General features: G+C 67.7%; 11 protein-coding genes and 1 pseudogene. 6 read left to right on the top strand and 6 right to left on the bottom strand.

From position 1 onward, the window contains the following. The 5 genes and pseudogenes from GA615_RS27645 to GA615_RS24210 all read left to right on the top strand — a co-directional run. Window positions 1–633: pseudogene (locus GA615_RS27645) on the top strand (hypothetical protein); the annotation flags it as partial. A 229-nt stretch (window positions 634–862) separates the two neighbouring features. Next, the gene (locus GA615_RS24195) at window positions 863–1,645 is read left to right on the top strand and encodes an SRPBCC family protein (RefSeq protein WP_152053916.1); all 783 of its coding nucleotides are present in this window, start codon (window positions 863–865) and stop codon (window positions 1,643–1,645) included. Window positions 1,646–1,859: 214 nt separating this feature from the next. Continuing rightward, window positions 1,860–3,029 carry a zinc-dependent alcohol dehydrogenase gene (locus GA615_RS24200; protein ID WP_152053917.1) on the top strand — a complete coding sequence of 390 codons (1,170 nt, stop codon included), beginning with the start codon at window positions 1,860–1,862 and terminating at the stop codon, window positions 3,027–3,029. A gap of 148 nt (window positions 3,030–3,177) precedes the next feature. Beyond that, a complete protein-coding gene (locus GA615_RS24205) occupies window positions 3,178–4,086 on the top strand; it encodes a formate dehydrogenase accessory sulfurtransferase FdhD (RefSeq protein ID WP_152053918.1) in 909 nt (302 codons plus the stop codon). Window positions 4,087–4,131: 45 nt separating this feature from the next. Further along, window positions 4,132–6,519 (top strand): FdhF/YdeP family oxidoreductase, encoded by a 2,388-nt coding sequence (locus GA615_RS24210; RefSeq protein WP_152053919.1) that lies wholly within the window; start codon window positions 4,132–4,134, stop codon window positions 6,517–6,519. A 23-nt stretch (window positions 6,520–6,542) separates the two neighbouring features. Here GA615_RS24210 and GA615_RS24215 read toward each other — a convergent pair whose 3' ends face one another. From GA615_RS24215 to GA615_RS24240, 6 genes are all read right to left on the bottom strand, one after another. Further along, complete coding sequence (locus GA615_RS24215) at window positions 6,543–7,877, bottom strand: acyltransferase family protein (protein WP_235905661.1); 1,335 nt, start codon at window positions 7,875–7,877, stop codon at window positions 6,543–6,545. Between the two features lie 261 nt (window positions 7,878–8,138). Beyond that, window positions 8,139–8,486, bottom strand: a complete 348-nt coding sequence (locus GA615_RS24220) for a hypothetical protein (RefSeq protein ID WP_152053920.1) — start codon at window positions 8,484–8,486, stop codon at window positions 8,139–8,141. A 142-nt stretch (window positions 8,487–8,628) separates the two neighbouring features. Then, window positions 8,629–9,366 carry a hypothetical protein gene (locus GA615_RS24225; protein ID WP_152053921.1) on the bottom strand — a complete coding sequence of 246 codons (738 nt, stop codon included), beginning with the start codon at window positions 9,364–9,366 and terminating at the stop codon, window positions 8,629–8,631. A gap of 340 nt (window positions 9,367–9,706) precedes the next feature. After that, window positions 9,707–11,119, bottom strand: coding sequence for an ABC transporter permease (locus GA615_RS24230; protein WP_152053922.1), 1,413 nt, complete (start codon window positions 11,117–11,119; stop codon window positions 9,707–9,709). Then, on the bottom strand, window positions 11,116–12,192 hold the full coding sequence (locus GA615_RS24235) for an ABC transporter ATP-binding protein (RefSeq protein WP_152053923.1): 1,077 nt from the start codon (window positions 12,190–12,192) through the stop codon (window positions 11,116–11,118). Before GA615_RS24235 ends, GA615_RS24230 begins: the two co-directional genes overlap by 4 nt. Window positions 12,193–12,325: 133 nt before the next feature. Beyond that, window positions 12,326–13,510 (bottom strand): hypothetical protein, encoded by a 1,185-nt coding sequence (locus tag GA615_RS24240; protein ID WP_152053924.1) that lies wholly within the window; start codon window positions 13,508–13,510, stop codon window positions 12,326–12,328. A 446-nt stretch (window positions 13,511–13,956) separates the two neighbouring features. Between GA615_RS24240 and GA615_RS24245 the strand changes: the two genes are divergently transcribed. Then, on the top strand, window positions 13,957–16,314 hold the full coding sequence (locus GA615_RS24245; RefSeq protein WP_152053925.1) for a hypothetical protein: 2,358 nt from the start codon (window positions 13,957–13,959) through the stop codon (window positions 16,312–16,314). Window positions 16,315–16,373 lie beyond the last annotated feature (59 nt).

Here is a 16,373-nt window from a genome sequence, read left to right on the forward strand (position 1 = left end):
CACCTTTGGCGCGATGCCCGTCTCGCCTACTTCCCCACCGCCGGCACTCCCTCAGGCCCCGACGCCCGCTCCCGCCTGCTCGCCCTCGTCACCGCCACCATCACCCGGCTCGAAACCCTCCGCCCGCTCGTCTGGGACGACCTCGACCGCCCCGAGGCCGAGGCCATCGAGGTTGCCTCGCTCGTCGATACGACCAAGGACGGTCAACTCCGCCACCGTTACCGCCGCGACGCCTTCCGCGACTTCCACAAATCCCTCAACGCCCTGACCCGCCTCCGTTCCGAACGCTCGAAAAACGACGCCCGCGAGCAAACGATGATGCAACGCTCCCGCGCCCATCACGCCGAGCGTCCCGCCTTCGTCCCTCCCCCGCCCGATTCCCGAAACGAACCGCCTCCGGCCCCCGAATCCTCGCCCGAAGATCGCCGTAACCCACAATCGGCCAGCGAGATCCGCAATCCCTCGTCCGACGCCTCCTCCTCCCCCGATCCGCGCACCCTGGGGCGCACCGACGGGCGCACCGAGCCCCTCCGATCCTCCCCCGACCCCCTCCGCAGCGCGACCGAGGCCCCTCGAACCCCTCCCCAAGGCTCCTCCCAGGCCCCCGATCGCCGCGACGACCCCTCGACCTGATCGCCCCGTTCCGTTCCCCGTCCGCCGCTCCCCGTCCTCCCCTCGCCCTCGCCTGGCGAGCCCCGCCCCTCCTGCGCGACGAACCGAGCCGCCCTGCCTCCCCGAGCATTTCCGATCTGCCCTCGCTCCCTGATGACGGCATCGCAGTTGCTCCTGTCTCGATCCGTGATTCCGATTTCGTTTGACCCAACCTTTCGCCAATGGCACTCCGCCAGGGAGCAGTTCCGTCATGGCTTCGGCACACTCGATCCGGCACGCTCAGGAGACCTCCCGCGTCTCCCAACAGGACCAGCACGGTTCGGCGCCGATCAACGTGGGCGAAACCGAGCGCATCGCCTCGCAGGTCGGCGGCGGCGCCCTGATCGTCCTTGGCCTGGCCAAAGGGGGGTTGAAGGGCTTGATCACCGCCGGCATCGGCGGGGCCTTGCTCTACCGAGGGACCACCGGCCACTGCTCGCTCTACCAGGCGATGGGGGTCGATACCTCCGAGCCCGACCAGGGGCCCTCCGGCAGCGTCCCCGCCCAGCACGGCGTTCGGGTCGAGGAAGCCATCCTCATCGACCGCCCGGCCGAGGAAATTTACACCTACTGGCGCGATCACGCCAACCTCTCCTCCTTCATGAGCGAGGTCGTCTCCGTCACTTCGGCCGACGGCATCCACTCGCACTGGGTCGTTGAGGGGCCGCTCGGCGTTCGCCTGGAGTGGGACGCCGAGATCCACCACGACGAACCCGGCCGCCTGATCGCCTGGCGGAGTTTGCCCGGCGCTCAGGTTGCCACCGCCGGTTCCGTCCACTTTGCCCCCGCCACCGGAGGCCGAGGGACCGAGGTCCGCGTCAACCAGAAGTTCGACCCGCCCGGCGGCAAGCTCACGGCCCATGTGGCCCGCCTCATCAGTTACGACCCCTCGACCGTTACCCGAGAGAACCTCCGCCGCCTGAAGCAGCTGATGGAGGTCGGCGAGATCGCCACCGTCCTCGGCCAGCCTTCGGGCCGACCGGCCCCCGGCTGATGAGCCAAACGGGGAGCGACCGCCCCCGGCTGTCCCCCCGCTCGGGTGGCCCCGGTTGCTCGCCAACCGGGGCGGCGCAGCCGCAAGAGGCGACGGGAGGCCGCCCCGAGTTCTCTCGTCGCTCCGCGACCCCGGTAGGCGAGCAACCGGGGCCACTCATATTGTTGGCCAATCGACCCGAACGAACCCCCTTTTTGAACAAGGCTCATCCCCGATGAAGGCACTCTGCTGGTACGGCAAGCAAGACGTTCGGGTGGTCAACGTGCCCGACCCGACCATCCTGAACCCAGGCGACGCGATTCTCCGGATCACCTCGACCGCCATCTGCGGCTCGGACTTGCACCTCTACGACGGCTTCATCCCGACGATGGCCCCCGGCGACATCCTCGGCCACGAGTTCATGGGAGAGGTCGTCGCCGTCGGCCCGAGCGTCAAGACCCTGAAGGTCGGCGACCGGGTCGTCGTCCCCTTCCCGATCGCCTGCGGCCACTGTTCCTTCTGCAAGAGCGACCTGTTCGCCCTCTGCGACAACTCGAACCCCAATGCCGCCCTGACCGAAGCGGCGTACGGCCACGCCCCGGCCGGCATCTTCGGCTACTCGCACCTGATGGGCGGCTATGCCGGCGGCCAGGCCGAGTACGTCCGCGTCCCTTATGCCGACGTTGGGCCGATGAAGGTTCCCGAGTCCCTCACCGATGAACAGGTCCTGTTCCTGACCGACATCTTCCCGACCGGCTACATGGCCGCCGAGCAGGCGGGTATCTCGCCCGGCGATACCGTCGCCGTCTGGGGATGCGGCCCGGTCGGCCTCTTTGCCATCAAGAGCGCCTTCCTGCTCGGGGCCGAGCGCGTCATCGCCATCGACCACTACGATCGCCGCCTCCAGATGGCCCGCGACCACTGTGGCGCCGAGGCCGTCAATTACGAGGAGGTCGATCTGTTCTGGTATCTCAAGGACACCACCGGTGGCCGAGGTCCCGACGTCTGCATCGACGCCGTCGGCCTCGAAGCCCACGGCCACAGCGTCGATGCCCTGCTCGACTACGCCAAGACCTCCCTTTACCTCGCCACCGACCGCGCTCGGGTGCTCCGCCAGGCGATCATTGCCTGCCGCAAGGGGGGGACCGTCTCGATCCCCGGCGTTTACGGCGGCCTGCTCGACAAGGTTCCCTTCGGCGCCGCCTTCAATAAAGGGTTGACCCTGAAGATGGGCCAGACCCACGTCCACCGCTATCTGAAGCCCCTGCTCGATCGGGTCGAGAAGGGGGAGATCGACACGACCTTCCTCATCACCCACCGCGTCCCGCTCGACCAGGCCCCCGACGCCTACGCCACCTTCCGCGACCAGCCCGACGAGTGCGTCAAGGTGGTCATGACCCCCTGACCCGTTCGAGTCGGATCAAGAGAGGGGGCTTTGGGAGATCGGCCCGTTGAGCCTCGCCTTCCGGCGGGTATGATAGAGCAGACAACAGATGCTGAGATCGCCTCGATCAGCCCTCGATTCCTTCTGCCCGTCTGGAGGGCCGGTGCCCATGTCCGGTCCGGAGTCCGTGCGAACCCGAGTGCAGCGCGTCCGAGCCCACGGCGGCGAGGCGGAGATCCTCTGGGATCGCCTCGCCCCCGAGGAGCCGATGGAGATCCGGCTCGGCTTCGGCCCGATCGACCGCCGAGCGGTTCGGACCATCGGCATCACCATGCGGACCCCCGGCCACGACGCGGAGCTGGCCGTCGGCTTCCTGCTCAATGAGCGGGTCATCCCCTCGCCCGAGGCCATCGACGAGGTCGCCCGCGAGGAACCCGAGGACGCCGGCCGGTCGCTCGACCGGATCATCCGGGTCGACCTGAAACCGGGGGTCGAGGTCGATCTGGAACGCTTCGCCCGCAATGTCTTGACCAACTCCAGTTGCGGCGTCTGCGGGACCGCCACCCTCCGCGCCCTGAACCTCGACGGATGCCGGCCGAACCCAGGCCACGGGCCGGTCGTCGAGGCCGAGACGATCCATCGCCTGCCCGCCTTGCTCCGTGACTACCAGCGTGTCTTCGTCGAGACCGGCGGCCTGCACGCCGCCGCCCTGCTCGACGCCCACGGTTCCCTGATCGCCGCCCGGGAGGACATCGGCCGCCACAACACCGTCGACAAGCTCATCGGCGCCCGGGCCCTGGGAACCCTCGACGGTCCCCACCCCGACGCCGATCCGGCCATCCTGCTCGTGAGCGGCCGGGCCGGGTTCGAGATCGTTCAGAAGGCCGTCACCGCTCGACTCCCGATCGTCGCCGCCGTCGGTGCCCCGTCGAGCCTGGCGGTTGAGGTGGCCGAGACCTTCGGCCTGACTCTTTGCGGCTTCGTTGGTCCCGATCGGTTCAACGTCTACAGCGCCCCGTGGCGGGTCCGGGTCCGGGTCGAGGCCGCCTCGATCTCGACCGCCGATCCTGCCCGCTGACCCCGCCCCTTTGTGCCTTGCTTGCGATCTGCGGAGGCTCTTCCCATGGCGCCCGACTCTCGCGACAACTCGCCGAAGCTGCCCCCGACGAGCTCGGAGTCTCCTTCGCTTCCGCCGAACCCGTTCGACGACGACCACGGCCACCCCAGCGACGAACCGCCGACCGCCTTCTCCGAACTGCACCTGAAGAAGCCCGAGCACAAGGCCGCCGGGCCCGAGGCCGTCTTCCACGCCATGAAGAAGGTCACCCGAGAGGCCGGCCTCGTCCGAGGGTTGAACATCCTCACTCACGTCAACCAGGACGGCGGCTTCGACTGCCCGAGCTGCGCCTGGCCCGACCCCGAGCCCGGCGAGCGGACCAGCTTCGAGTTCTGCGAGAACGGCGCCAAGGCCGTCGCCGCCGAGACGACCACCAAGCGGGTCGATCGGGCCTTCTTCGCCCGTCACTCCGTCGCCGACTTGGCCGCGCACGGCGACGACTGGCTCGACGCCCAGGGACGCCTGGCCGAGCCGATGGTCCTCCGCCCCGGCGCGACCCACTACGAGCCGATCGCCTGGGACGACGCCTTCCGCCTCGTCGCCGACGAGCTGAACGCGCTGGCCTCCCCCGACGAGGCCGTCTTCTACACCTCGGGCCGAACCAGCAACGAGGCCGCATTCCTCTATCAGTTGTTCGTCCGCCAGTACGGCACGAACAACCTGCCCGACTGCTCGAACCTCTGCCACGAGTCGAGCGGCGCGGCCCTCGGCCTGACGCTCGGCGTGGGGAAGGGGTCGGTCCATCTCGACGACTTCGCCAAGGCGGACATCATCCTCCTCGTCGGCCAGAATCCCGGCACGAACCACCCGAGGATGCTCACGACCCTGCAAAACGCGGTCGAGCACGGGGCGAAGCTCGTGGCCATCAACCCGTTGAAGGAGGCGGGCCTGCTCGCCTTTGCCCACCCGCAGCAGGTCCGGGGGATGCTCGGCTTCGCCACGACGCTGGCCGACACGTATCTGCAGGTCAAGATCAATGGCGATCAGGCCCTGTTCCGCGGCCTGGCCAAGGCCCTGTTCGACGAGATGCTTCACGAGCGCGGCGACGCGATCGACCGCGTGTTCATCAATGAGCATACCTCCGGGTTCGACGCCTACCGCGAGGTCGTCGAGCAAACGACCTGGGTCGAAATCGTTCGCCTAAGCGGCATCGAGCGCGAGGAGATCGAGGCCCTCGCCCGCCGCCTGGCCGAGACCGACCGTATTATCTGCTGCTGGGCGATGGGCCTGACCCAGCACAAAAACTCGGTGGCCACGATTCAAGAGGTCGTCAATCTTTTACTCCTGCGCGGGGCGCTCGGCAAGCCCGGCTCGGGGGTTTGTCCGGTCCGGGGGCACAGCAACGTGCAGGGGGACCGGACGATGGGCATCTGGGAACGGATGCCCGACCGCTGGCTCGATCGCCTCGGCGCGGCCTTCAACTTCGACCCACCCCGGCATCATGGCTTCGACGTGGTGCAGTCGATCCAGGCGATGCACGAGGGGAAAGCCCACGTCTTCTTCGGGCTCGGCGGCAACTTCCTTTCGGCCAGCCCCGATACCCACTTCACGGCCGAGGCCCTGCGCCGCTGCCGCCTGACGGCGCAGGTTTCGACGAAGCTCAACCGCTCGCACCTCGTCACCGGCCACACGGCCTTGATCCTGCCGTGCCTCGGCCGGAGCGAGCGCGACGTGCAAGGTGGGGTCGAACAGTTCGTGACCGTCGAGAACTCGATGGGGATCGTCCACCAGTCGCACGGCGGCTTCTCGCCCGCCTCGTCCCACCTGCTGAGCGAACCGGTCATGATCGCCCGATTGGCGGTGGAGACGCTCAAGGAGCGATCGACGGTCCCCTGGGAGTGGCTTGTTGAGGATTACGACCGCATCCGGGACGCCATCGAACGCGTCGTCCCCGGCTTCGACGACTACAACGATCGGGTCCGCCACCCCGGCGGTTTCGCCCTGGAACACCCGGTCCGCGAGCGACGATTTCCGACGTGGGACGGCAAGGCCCACTTCACCCCCGCCCCCTTGACCGGGATCGAGCCCGAGCCCGGCCAGTTGCTCCTGATGACCATTCGCAGTCATGATCAGTTCAACACAACCGTCTACAGCCGAGACGACCGCTACCGAGGCATCCGCAACGAGCGCCGGGTCGTCTTCATGAATCAAGACGACATGCACGATCGTGGCCTGGAGCCTCAGCAGAGCGTCGATCTGACCGGGATCGATCCGCAGGGCCGCACCCGGATTGCCCGACATTTCCGGGCCATTCCCTACGACATCCCCCGAGGCTGCGCGGCTGCCTACTTCCCCGAAGCCAATGTGCTGGTCCCCATCGACAGCACGGCCGAGATCAGCAATACGCCGACCTCGAAATCCGTGGTGATTACCGTCGCGCCATCGAGTGATTGATGGTTTTGAATGTTTTCCAAAAATTAAATGTTCGTTTTTTCACGAGTTGCCGTTGGTTTCTCCTGTTCCGGAGGGTCAACGGGTCGAGAGGGAACGCGGGTCCAGCGGTCTTTCAAACGGAGGAAGGGGCGTTCGAAGCGGGAGTACGACAGGGCGGCCAGCCCGACGGTCAGCGCCGGAGCCATCAGGGTCACGATTGGGCCGATGTCGGGAATCGACCGCAGGGCGAACCCGATCCACTCGGCGATTCCCAGCGCGATCTCGTGGAACAGATAGAGGCCGAAGCTGATCTTGCCGAGCCAGACGAGGGTCGGCCGACGGAGGAGGGCCGTCCAGGGATCTCGGGCCGAGGCGGCCCAGGCGACCAAAGCAACGGCCCATCCCCAGATCAGGATGTAATCAATCGCCTGGCTCCACGGGCCGCCGCGAGCCAGGGGGACCGTGAACAGGGCGACCAGCCCGAGCACGACCACGGCCCGCCCGATCCAAAGGCCCGACCGTCCCAGGTCGGGCAGCCGGTGGGTGACGAGGGCGAGCGCGACCCCGGCCAGCAGCGTATCGAGATGAACGATGGTGTTGAACCGGAGTAACAAGGGGTTGGCCTCCGACAGGGCCAGGGCGTATCGGGCGACGATCGCCGCGGCCATCATCAGGGCGATCAGCACGCCCCGGCTTCTCGGCCCAACCCAGGCAATCAGCAGGGGGACGACCAGGTAGAACTGCTCCTCGACACAGATGCTCCAGAGGACCCCGGCCGAGTCGGCCGGCAACGGCCCCTGGAACCCCATCGACCAGTTGCCCAGAAAGAGGAGGAAGTAGGGGAGTTGCGCCAGGGCCTCGGGGCTCCACATTCGGGGGCCGAGCCCAACCCCGCTCCGAATCAAGGGCATCAGGCTCCAGCAAATCAGGATCACCAGGTAATACAAGGGCCAGATGCGCAGCAGTCGTCGGACCCAGAAGGCGCGGAGATCGACGCGGCCGTAACGCGATCGCTCACGGAGCAGGAGGGTGGCGATCAGGTAGCCGCTGAGCACGAAGAAGATCTGGACACCGATCCACCCATTCTCGCGCAAGGTGGAGACAAGCACGGGAACCCGGAAGCCGATTGAGCCCAGGCCCATGAGTTCCAGCAGCGGGTCGAGCGTGATCGAGACGATCAGACCGAGGGTCTGCGTGATGAATCCGAGCAGGTCGAGCTTGCGATCGTGGAAGACGTAGACCAGGGCGATCGCCACGGCGCGCAGGCCATCCAGCTCGGGGAAGTAGACCCGACGGGCGGCCCAGCCGGCCTCGGATCCGGGAGGGGTGGACTCCCGAGATCGAGGCCCCGGACGGTCGGGGCTCGTCGGCATCGCCATCGTGTTTCCTTCCGGCCGGTCTTGGGCGGTGCGGGACCGATTGCGAGCCTAGCGGATTTCGGCCGTCGGGGGAACCGTGTGGCGGGAGCGTCGATCAACGCCGGGGAGAGGACGCGAGCGACCCCGGCGCGATCTTGGAGCGGATCATTCGTCTCAACGCAACCGCCCGAAGGCGGCTCAGCGGTCCCGGCCGAGCGGACCGGGCACGCCTGCGTCCTTCGGGCGTGGGGAGTGATTGCTGAGAGGGCCCCGGGGAGGACGTTACTGGTCGCTCAGGGCGTCGGGCACATAACCTTCGGTCTCGGTGCTGGTGGCCCCTTCGTTAACCTCGACCTCTCGCTTGACCTTCACCTCTTCCTCAACGGTGACATCGGTGGTGCTGACTTCCTCGCCTACGACCTCGCCGGTCTCGTTATTCCGGATGCGTTTGACTTCCTCAACCGTGTAGGTGGTTTCGTCAACGTCGGCCGTGCGGGTGGCAGTTCCTTCCTCGACACCGGTGACACCCTCGACGGCTCGCTCGGCGTCGGAACCCTCGCAACCGGCGAGGATCAGAGGGATGATGGCGGAGAATGCGGCTAGGGGCATCCATTTCGATCGAGTGAACATGCTGCTCTCCTTTTGAAATTGGGATCGGGCCGCATTCGTTGCGCGGCGGCCCGATCGCCAGGATCAGGTGGGATTCCCTCACGGGAGAGAGCAGATGAGCAATTGCTGTGCCGAAGATGGGCTGGGCTCGATGGCGAGCGAGTCAGAACACCCCGTTGCCGGGGGCTCCCCCGAGCGGAGGACCCGTCGGCCGAAGGGCGGCGGGCTGGGGAGCGACCGGGGCGAGTGGGGATTGCAGGCCGAGCAATTCAGCCCGAGAGATCGGGCGGCCGACCCCCATCGCCGTCTGGACGACCAGGGCGTAATCGTTGGTCATGACCGGAACGGGGCGGTTTGATCCGGAGGCGGTGCGGGCCAGGGCGGTCAGGCCGTCGGTGATGACGGTGATCGTCTCCTCCGAGGCCCCGGCCGAGGTAAGCAGGCGGTTGGTGGCGAAGTTCATCGACGTGACCGTCTGCGGGTTGACCGAGCTTTGTGCAATCGCGTTGCGGAGCTGGTCGATGAACCCCTCGGCGATCGGTTCCGCAGGCGGGCTAAGCTGACCGACGAGGCCGACCAGCTCGACCTGGATCGCGGTAACGGCCTCGGTGGGCAGCTCCCGGTTCGGGTCGAGCATTTGGAGGAAGGCGGGCAGGCGTTCGATGCGTTGCAGACGCATCTGAATCACCTCGTCACGCGATTCTTGCAAGGCCTGTTCCTGGGCCAGGGCCTGCGCGGCCGCTCGGGCTCGGAAGCCTTGCGGGCGATTCGCGGCCGTCTGGCTAGCCTCGGCGGTCGAGACGATCGGCGCGGCGGCGTTGACCACCTCGACCGTACTGAGCAACTGGCGGCGTTCCAGGCCCTCGGAACCGGGGACGAAGCGGCGTCGGCGGCGGTCCATCGCTCGGGCCTCCTTTGGGGGGGCGAGTCGTCGGCACGGGGCGATCGGGCGCGATCGGCTCGGGCCGGGCGAGTCGGGAAACGATTGCGCCCCGTATCGCCGCGTTCTCGATACGAGGAACGGCGGAAGGTCTGGGACGAATCGAGGATTGTCCGTCACTTCAAGGGTCGGCCGATGGGCAGCCGACGAGCGTCCGTCGGGAGATGAAGCAGTATCTCTACCACAGTCCTGCTGACTCGGCGAGAGCAGTTTCTCTCGAAGAGGAGCCCCGGAGCCTCCCTCACCCCGGTCCGCTCCCCCGCGATCGGGGGAGCGGGAGACAGAACCGTCTCAGGTACGATCACGGCTCGTTCCATCGGAAGGCGAGCAGGGCCCAGCCGGTGAAGCCGAGGCCGAAGAAGCTGAGCGCCGAGATCATCGGCACGGTTTCGGCGAACGAGAAGCCGCGGGTGAAGACGCCGTCGAAGCCGTCGATCGCCCATCGGGTGGGGATAGCGGGGGTGAACGTCTGGATCCATTCGGGGAACAGGAAGCTGGGAATCCAGCAGCCGCCGAGCATGACCATTACCAGGACGCCGAGGAGGGCCACCGAGCGCGCCCCCTGGGGCGATCGCCCCAGCGTGGCGACCGTCAGGCCGAAGGCCGAGGCCATCAGGGCGAAGGCCACCGCCAGGCCGAGGAAACCGTGCCAGTCCCCCTCCAGGCGGTAGCCGAACAGCAAGGCCCCAGCGGTGAAGACGACCAGAGTGATAATGAGCGAAACGATTGCACAACTGAGCACCTTGCTGAGCATCAAGGTGGATCGGGAGATCGGGGCGGCGCGAAGGCGTTTCCACATGCCTCGCCGGCGTTCCTGAAGTAAGACGACGCCCCACTCGACGGCCGAGAAGAGGACGAACTGCACGACCATGCCCGCAAACGCATGCGCGGCCAGGGCGGCCTGTTCGCCGGCGGCGCCGCGAGGGGCGATCGAGGTTTCCTCGGTCTTGAAGGGGAGCGTGAGGCCCTGGCGATCCTCAACGACCGGCTCGAAGGCGATCGGCTCGGAAACGGGCTCGGCGATCGGATCGGCCTCGAACCACTCGGCGAGGGCGGGGAAGGCGTCGAGGACTTCGAGGCGGGCGGCCTCGGCCTCGGGGTCGGGAGATTGCCACCACTCGTCCTGGCCGGGGAAGAGGGCGAGGAACTCGGCGCGCTGAATGGCTTCGTCGGATTCAGGTATGCTTGATTCGATCGCTTCATCGGTCAGGAGATCGAGCAGCTCATCGTTGCCGCCATCGGGCATGGCCTCGGCCGTGACGGCTTCGAGGATGACGCGCGTGAGGAGGCCGCGGGCGAGGCTGATCTCGGACTGGCTCATCGGGTCGTGCAGGAAGATCAATGCAGGGGGCTCGGCGTCTCCGTAGAGGGCATCGGCCGAGGACGCGCCGAATCCTTCGGGAATGACGACCGAGAGGACGGCGTCTCCTTTGCGGACGGCGTCTCGGGAGGCGTCGAGGGGTTGCTCGATGGCGTCGAGGGTCGGCTCATCCTGAGCGCCGAGGACGATGCGGCGAGAGATGGGGGAGTCGTCCTCATCGGTCAAGCGAATGGAGATCTTGCTCGGCGTTGATGATCCGGCACCGCCGAAGATGAGGGCCATGAAGCTGGCCAGGGCGATCGGAGCGATGAATGAGAGGGTCAGCGCGTAGCGATCGGCCACGAAGACACGGAGATCCTTCACCACCAGGGCCACGAGCGGTCGAGCGTTCATGAGTCGCGCAGCGCCCTCCCGGTCAGGTTCAGGAAGATGGTCGAGAGGTCGGCCCGGTCGCTTTCGAGGTGGGTGACGACCAGGCCGAGGGCATCGAGCGATTGGAGGATCGCGCTGGAGACCTTCAAGTCGTTCACATCAAGAATTAACTCGTGATCTTCCAGACGAGCCTGAACGACGCCGGGTACGTCGGCGAACTGATCGAGCCAGTCGCCCGACCCGGGGTTGCCCAGCTCGATGCGGAGCCGGGCGTGGCGGTCGAGCAGGGCGGAGAGGTCCTTCACGCGGCCGTCGGCGATCACCTGGCCGCGATCGATGATGACGATCCGGTCGCAGAGCCGTTCGGCCTCCTCCATGTAGTGCGTGGTATAGATGAGTGCCTTGCCACGGTCCTTGAGCCGTTCGAGCCCCTCGAAGATGGCGTTGCGGCTCTGAGGGTCGACGCCGACGGTCGGCTCGTCGAGGAGGATGACCTGGGGATCGTGCAACAAGGCCACGGCGAGATTGAGCCGGCGCTTCATGCCGCCGCTGTAGGTCCGCACGATCGAATCGGCCCGATCGGTCAGGCCGACCAGGTCGAGGCCGTCGGTCATGGCCTGATGGAGCCGGGAACCGCCAAGCCCCTGTAACGCCCCGAAGAAGCGAAGGTTCTCCCGAGCCGAGAGTTCCTCGACCAGGGCGAGTTCCTGGGGAACGAGGCCGAGGGTGCGCTTGATCGGGTCGGTTTCGCCTCGGATCGGCTGGCCGTTGAAGCGGACGCAGCCCTCGTCGGGCCGGAGCAGGCCGGAAATCATGGAGATGGTGGTGGTCTTGCCCGCGCCGTTGGGGCCGAGCAGGGCCACGGCCTCGCCCCGCCCGACCTGGAAGGAGACGCCGTTGACGGCCGTGATCGATCCGAAGCGTTTGATCAGGTCGCAGGCTTCGAGGACCGGCCGGGCCGCCTGGCGAGCGGTGGCAGCGGTGCCGCGGCCGGCGTCGGTCGGGGAAGACGACGAGCGGCGCGATCGGCCGTCGGGCCGGCGACGGAGGAGGTCGCTCAGGTCGAGTGCGGGGTCGGCCGTCGATCCAGCCATCGGTGGGGTTTCCGTTCCTTCCTTGGAGTTGGGCGGGGTTCGTGTCGAACCTTGGGGGCGACGGCGAGGAACTCCTTTTCCTCGGGCTGGGGTCTGCCTGACCTCAGCCAGCTCGATCACCCCGACGGGTCGATCACTGGCGGGCCAGCGCGCGGCGGGCCTGGGCCAGGTCGGACTGGATCGGGAATCGCGAACGCAGGCTGTCGAGATAGGTGTCGACATTCTGGTCCGTTCGGCCCTCTCGGCGCATCAATTCGCGGGCGAGGGTGCGGGTGGTGTAGGCGGATCGGAGGTCATCGAGGCACTGGCCCTCGGCCCTCAAGCGGGCGTCGAAGGCGTTGGCACTGGCGAAGCCCTCGCGTTCGAGGATGCGGGGCAGTTCGGCATCGGCCCATTGGCGGGTGATCGAGGCGCGGAGGTCGTCCAGTTCGCTCGGGCCATCGAGGATGACGCGGGCCTGTTGCAGAACGAGCGATTCGAGGATCCGCGCTTCCATTTCCGCCTGCACCATGCGGATGACGAGGCGACGGGTCGGACGCTGGCGGCCGGGGAGCCGGGCGATCCGATCCTTGATGGCCTGGGTCAGCTCGGGAAGGGTAATCGCCTGCGGGCCGACGGTGGCGATCACCGTGCCCTGGGGTCGGGTCGGCTCGGGCGGGGCAAGGCGTTCGGGAGCTTCGGCCTTCGCCATCTCCTGGACCTCTCCAGCAAGCTGATCGAACATGGCCAGCTCGCGCGGTTCGGACGGTTCGACCGGGGTGGCGCGCGAGGCGAGGATCGTGGCCGGGGGCTGGGGTTGGGGAGCGGGTTCGATTGGACTGGCCGTCGTCGTCGGCGTATCGGTGGGAACCGGATCGAGGGGCTCGACCGGAGCGAGGGACGCGGCCTGGTCTGTCTCGACCGGCTGGGAAGCAGGTGTCGGCTCGACCGGCTCGGGGGACGCGATCGGCGCGATCGGCTCAGGGGGCTTGGCCGACTCGACTGGCTCGGGGAGGGCGATCGGCCTGGGTGGCGTGATCGGCCGGGGAGCGTCGATCGGCTCGGGGGCCTTGATGGGAGTGGCAGGCTCGGGGACGTTGATGGGGGAAGCAGGCGAGGGGGGGGCGATCGGCTCGACCGGCTCGGGGGGCGCGAGCGGGACGAAGAGCGCAGGAGAATTGTCTGTCGGGTCGGGGGCGGTGGGTTCGATGGCAGTGGGGGAGGAAGACGAGTTCTCGGCGAGGCGGGCCAGGTGTTCGTCATCGAACCCGGACAAATCGAGCCCCGCGCAACCCGTTGCGGCCAGAGTCAGCACGGCGATCAAGGGCCAAACACGCATGAGTTCGCTCCAGGACCTTCGAACGACGCATGCCGCCACATGAAAAAAATGGGGGGGCGACGGTGGCCCGGTTCCTCAACCTCGAACCGGTCGGGCCGCCCACGGCTTCGGAACCGAGGCCGGGCGTCCCGGGGCGGAAGGCAGGGCACTCTAGCCTTGTTGGGAAAAAGCCACAACACGAGTTCTCGGCCGGGGGTGTGGGGCGGTGGCGCTGGTCGTCTGGTAAGGAGGGTTCGCGTGGAGAGTGTTGGCGGGTCGAGGCGTTTTTCGCGGGGATGAGGGTCGTCTGGGCGCTTGACAAGGATTGAACACCGTGCGACGTTGGTCAGTTCCAGCGGATCGATCGCCAATGGCCGAAGGAGGCGGCGATCGGAACGCTCCCGCCGATGTTGTCCTGCCTCTCCTGAACGACTCCCCGCGACGCGACCCCCCCAAGGAGGCCCGCCATGATCCGCCCCTCGATGGCCCTCGTCTCGCCGATTCTGGCGGCGCTTGCAATCGGGATGGTGACGACCCCGGCCGCGGCCGATGCGCCGTCGATCACCGACATCACTCCTGCAGGGGTGCAACGCGGGGTCGCCACCCTGGTGACGATCACGGGAGGGAACCTGCAAGGGAATCCCCAACTGGTCGCTCCGTTCGAGGCGGAGGTCGTCGCCGCTCCGGAGGGTCAGGCGTCTGACGCGGCCAACTGGCGGCTTCGCCTGACCGTACCGGCCGACATGCCGGTCGGGGCCTATCCGGTTCGGGTCCGGACGGACGACGGCATCTCGAACCCATTCCTGGTTGCCGTGGGTCAGCTTCCGCAGGTGATCGAGCAAGAGCCGAACAACACGACCGACGAGGCGCAGGCCGTGGCCGTGCCGACGGTGGTGGACGGCAAGGCGAACGGGAACGATGTGGACATCGTCCGGTTCCCCGGTCGCAAAGGGGATCGCATTGTCATCGACGCCCGGGCCGCCCGAATCGGCTCGGGCCTTGATCCGACGGTTCGCCTGACGACGGCTTCGGGCCGTTATGTGGCCTCGGACGACGACTCCCCCGGCCTGCTGACCGATACGAGGCTGGTGGTCGAGCTTCCTGAGGATGGGGATTACCTGGTCGAGCTGTCCGACTCGCAGTTTCGAGGGGCGAACCGGCCGTCGTATCGTCTGGTGATCGGCTCCGCGCCGGTGGCCGATGAGCTGTTCCCGCTCGGCGGTCGCCTGGGCGAGACGGTCGGCCTGGAGCTTCGCGGGGGGACCTTGCCCGAGCCGGCCATTGCCGCGGTGTCGATTGATGTCGCGGAAGGAGACGAGAGCCTTCGGCCCCGGATCCCGGGGGAGGCGGTCGGCCTGGACGGCTCGTTTGACGTGGAAATTCCGGCCCCCTTGGTCGTTGGGCATCTGCCCGAACTGCGAGAGCCGAGCAACCCGGAGGCCGCCCCCATGCGCGTGGCTCCTCCCGTGGTGGTGAATGGTCGGCTGGAGCTGGAGGGGGATGAAGACCGCTATGTGGCCGTTGTTCGCCCGGGGACCAAGTACCGGGCTCGGGTCGAGGCCGCCTTGCTCGGATCGGCCATTGATGGCGTGCTTCGGGTGCTGGGACCGGACGGCAATCAGATTGCTCAAGGGGACGACACGAGCATCGAACTGACCGGCAAGGGCCAGCCGAACGCTCCTTCGATGAACTCGCCCGACCCGTCGGCCGAGTTCGATGTGCCGGAAGGAGTGACGGAGGTGACGCTGGTTGTTCGCGATCTGAGCAGCCGAGGGGGGATTGGCCATGCCTATCGGCTGGTGGTCGAGCCCGTCGAGCCGAAGTTCGAGGTCGAGTTGCGGGCCGCTCAGGTAAGCGTTCCCCGAGGAGGAGCGGCCAACGTGCCGGTCAATGTCGTGCGTCGAGGGTTCGACGGCCCGGTGACGCTGGCGATCACGAACGCTCCCGAAGGCGTGACGGTGCGATCGGGAACCGTGCCGGCTGGGCAGTCGAACGGGGTGATCTCGCTGCTGGCCAGTGCCGAGGCCGATATCCCGGCCGTTTCGCTCCGCGTGGTCGGCACGGCCGAAGGGCCGAACGGCCCGGTCGAGGTGCTCGCCGATACGATGGTGACCTTCGCGTCGCTCGGCGCCTTCCCCACGAATGTCCAACCTCAGCAAGGGCTGGCCGTCGCCCACGCCTTGCCGACACCGATCACAATTGACACACCGACCGATCCGATTGAGGTGGCCCGAGGCTTCGGGGCCGAGGTCCCCTTGACCGTCGCTCGCAACGAAGGAGCCAACGCGGCCCTGGAGGTCGAGGCGCTGCCCGGCCCGACCGGCATTGCGGCGCCGAAAGCAACGCTGGCCGAGGGGGCGACCTCGGGGGTTGTGGCCGTGAACGCCGCGCCCGACGCTCCGATCGGCGCGGCCATGATCGCCTTCACCGCCAAGGGGAAGGTGGCCGACGTGGACCGGACCTTCGCCGTTCCGGCCGTGACCGTGACGGTGGTGCCGCCGGGAGAACTGAGCCTGGCCGCGCCGGCCGTCGAGATCAAGGCGGGAGAGTCGGTCGAGGTGGCGGGCACGCTGACCCGCAAGGCCCCCTTCACCCAGGAAGTGACCGTCTCGCTGGCCGACCTGCCCGCCGGCGTGACCGCCGAGCCGGTGACCGTGGCCGGCGACGCGACCACGTTTACCCTGAAACTGTCGGCCGCGGCCGACGCGGCGGCCGGTATGGGGAACGCTCGGGCCTCGGCTGCCTTCAAAGTAGGAGACGCGGACGCTCCCCCGCTGACGAGCCCGCTGGCCGTGACCGTGGTGGCGGCGGCGGCGGGAGAGTGATTGTGAGCATCCTGAGCCCTGCCTTTGCGCATCGTGCGCATCGTTGGACCAATCGCCCG

It is taken from the genome of Tautonia marina (assembly GCF_009177065.1).
GTDB classification, from domain to species: domain Bacteria; phylum Planctomycetota; class Planctomycetia; order Isosphaerales; family Isosphaeraceae; genus Tautonia; species Tautonia marina.

Coding starts and splice junctions, on each gene's coding strand:
- GA615_RS24195 (WP_152053916.1), top strand. CDS start 863: ATGGCTTCGGCACACTCGATCCGGCACGCTCAGGAGACCTCCCGCGTC.
- GA615_RS24200 (WP_152053917.1), top strand. CDS start 1,860: ATGAAGGCACTCTGCTGGTACGGCAAGCAAGACGTTCGGGTGGTCAAC.
- GA615_RS24205 (WP_152053918.1), top strand. CDS start 3,178: ATGTCCGGTCCGGAGTCCGTGCGAACCCGAGTGCAGCGCGTCCGAGCC.
- GA615_RS24210 (WP_152053919.1), top strand. CDS start 4,132: ATGGCGCCCGACTCTCGCGACAACTCGCCGAAGCTGCCCCCGACGAGC.
- GA615_RS24215 (WP_235905661.1), bottom strand. CDS start 7,877: ATGGCGATGCCGACGAGCCCCGACCGTCCGGGGCCTCGATCTCGGGAG.
- GA615_RS24220 (WP_152053920.1), bottom strand. CDS start 8,486: ATGTTCACTCGATCGAAATGGATGCCCCTAGCCGCATTCTCCGCCATC.
- GA615_RS24225 (WP_152053921.1), bottom strand. CDS start 9,366: ATGGACCGCCGCCGACGCCGCTTCGTCCCCGGTTCCGAGGGCCTGGAA.
- GA615_RS24230 (WP_152053922.1), bottom strand. CDS start 11,119: ATGAACGCTCGACCGCTCGTGGCCCTGGTGGTGAAGGATCTCCGTGTC.
- GA615_RS24235 (WP_152053923.1), bottom strand. CDS start 12,192: ATGGCTGGATCGACGGCCGACCCCGCACTCGACCTGAGCGACCTCCTC.
- GA615_RS24240 (WP_152053924.1), bottom strand. CDS start 13,510: ATGCGTGTTTGGCCCTTGATCGCCGTGCTGACTCTGGCCGCAACGGGT.
- GA615_RS24245 (WP_152053925.1), top strand. CDS start 13,957: ATGATCCGCCCCTCGATGGCCCTCGTCTCGCCGATTCTGGCGGCGCTT.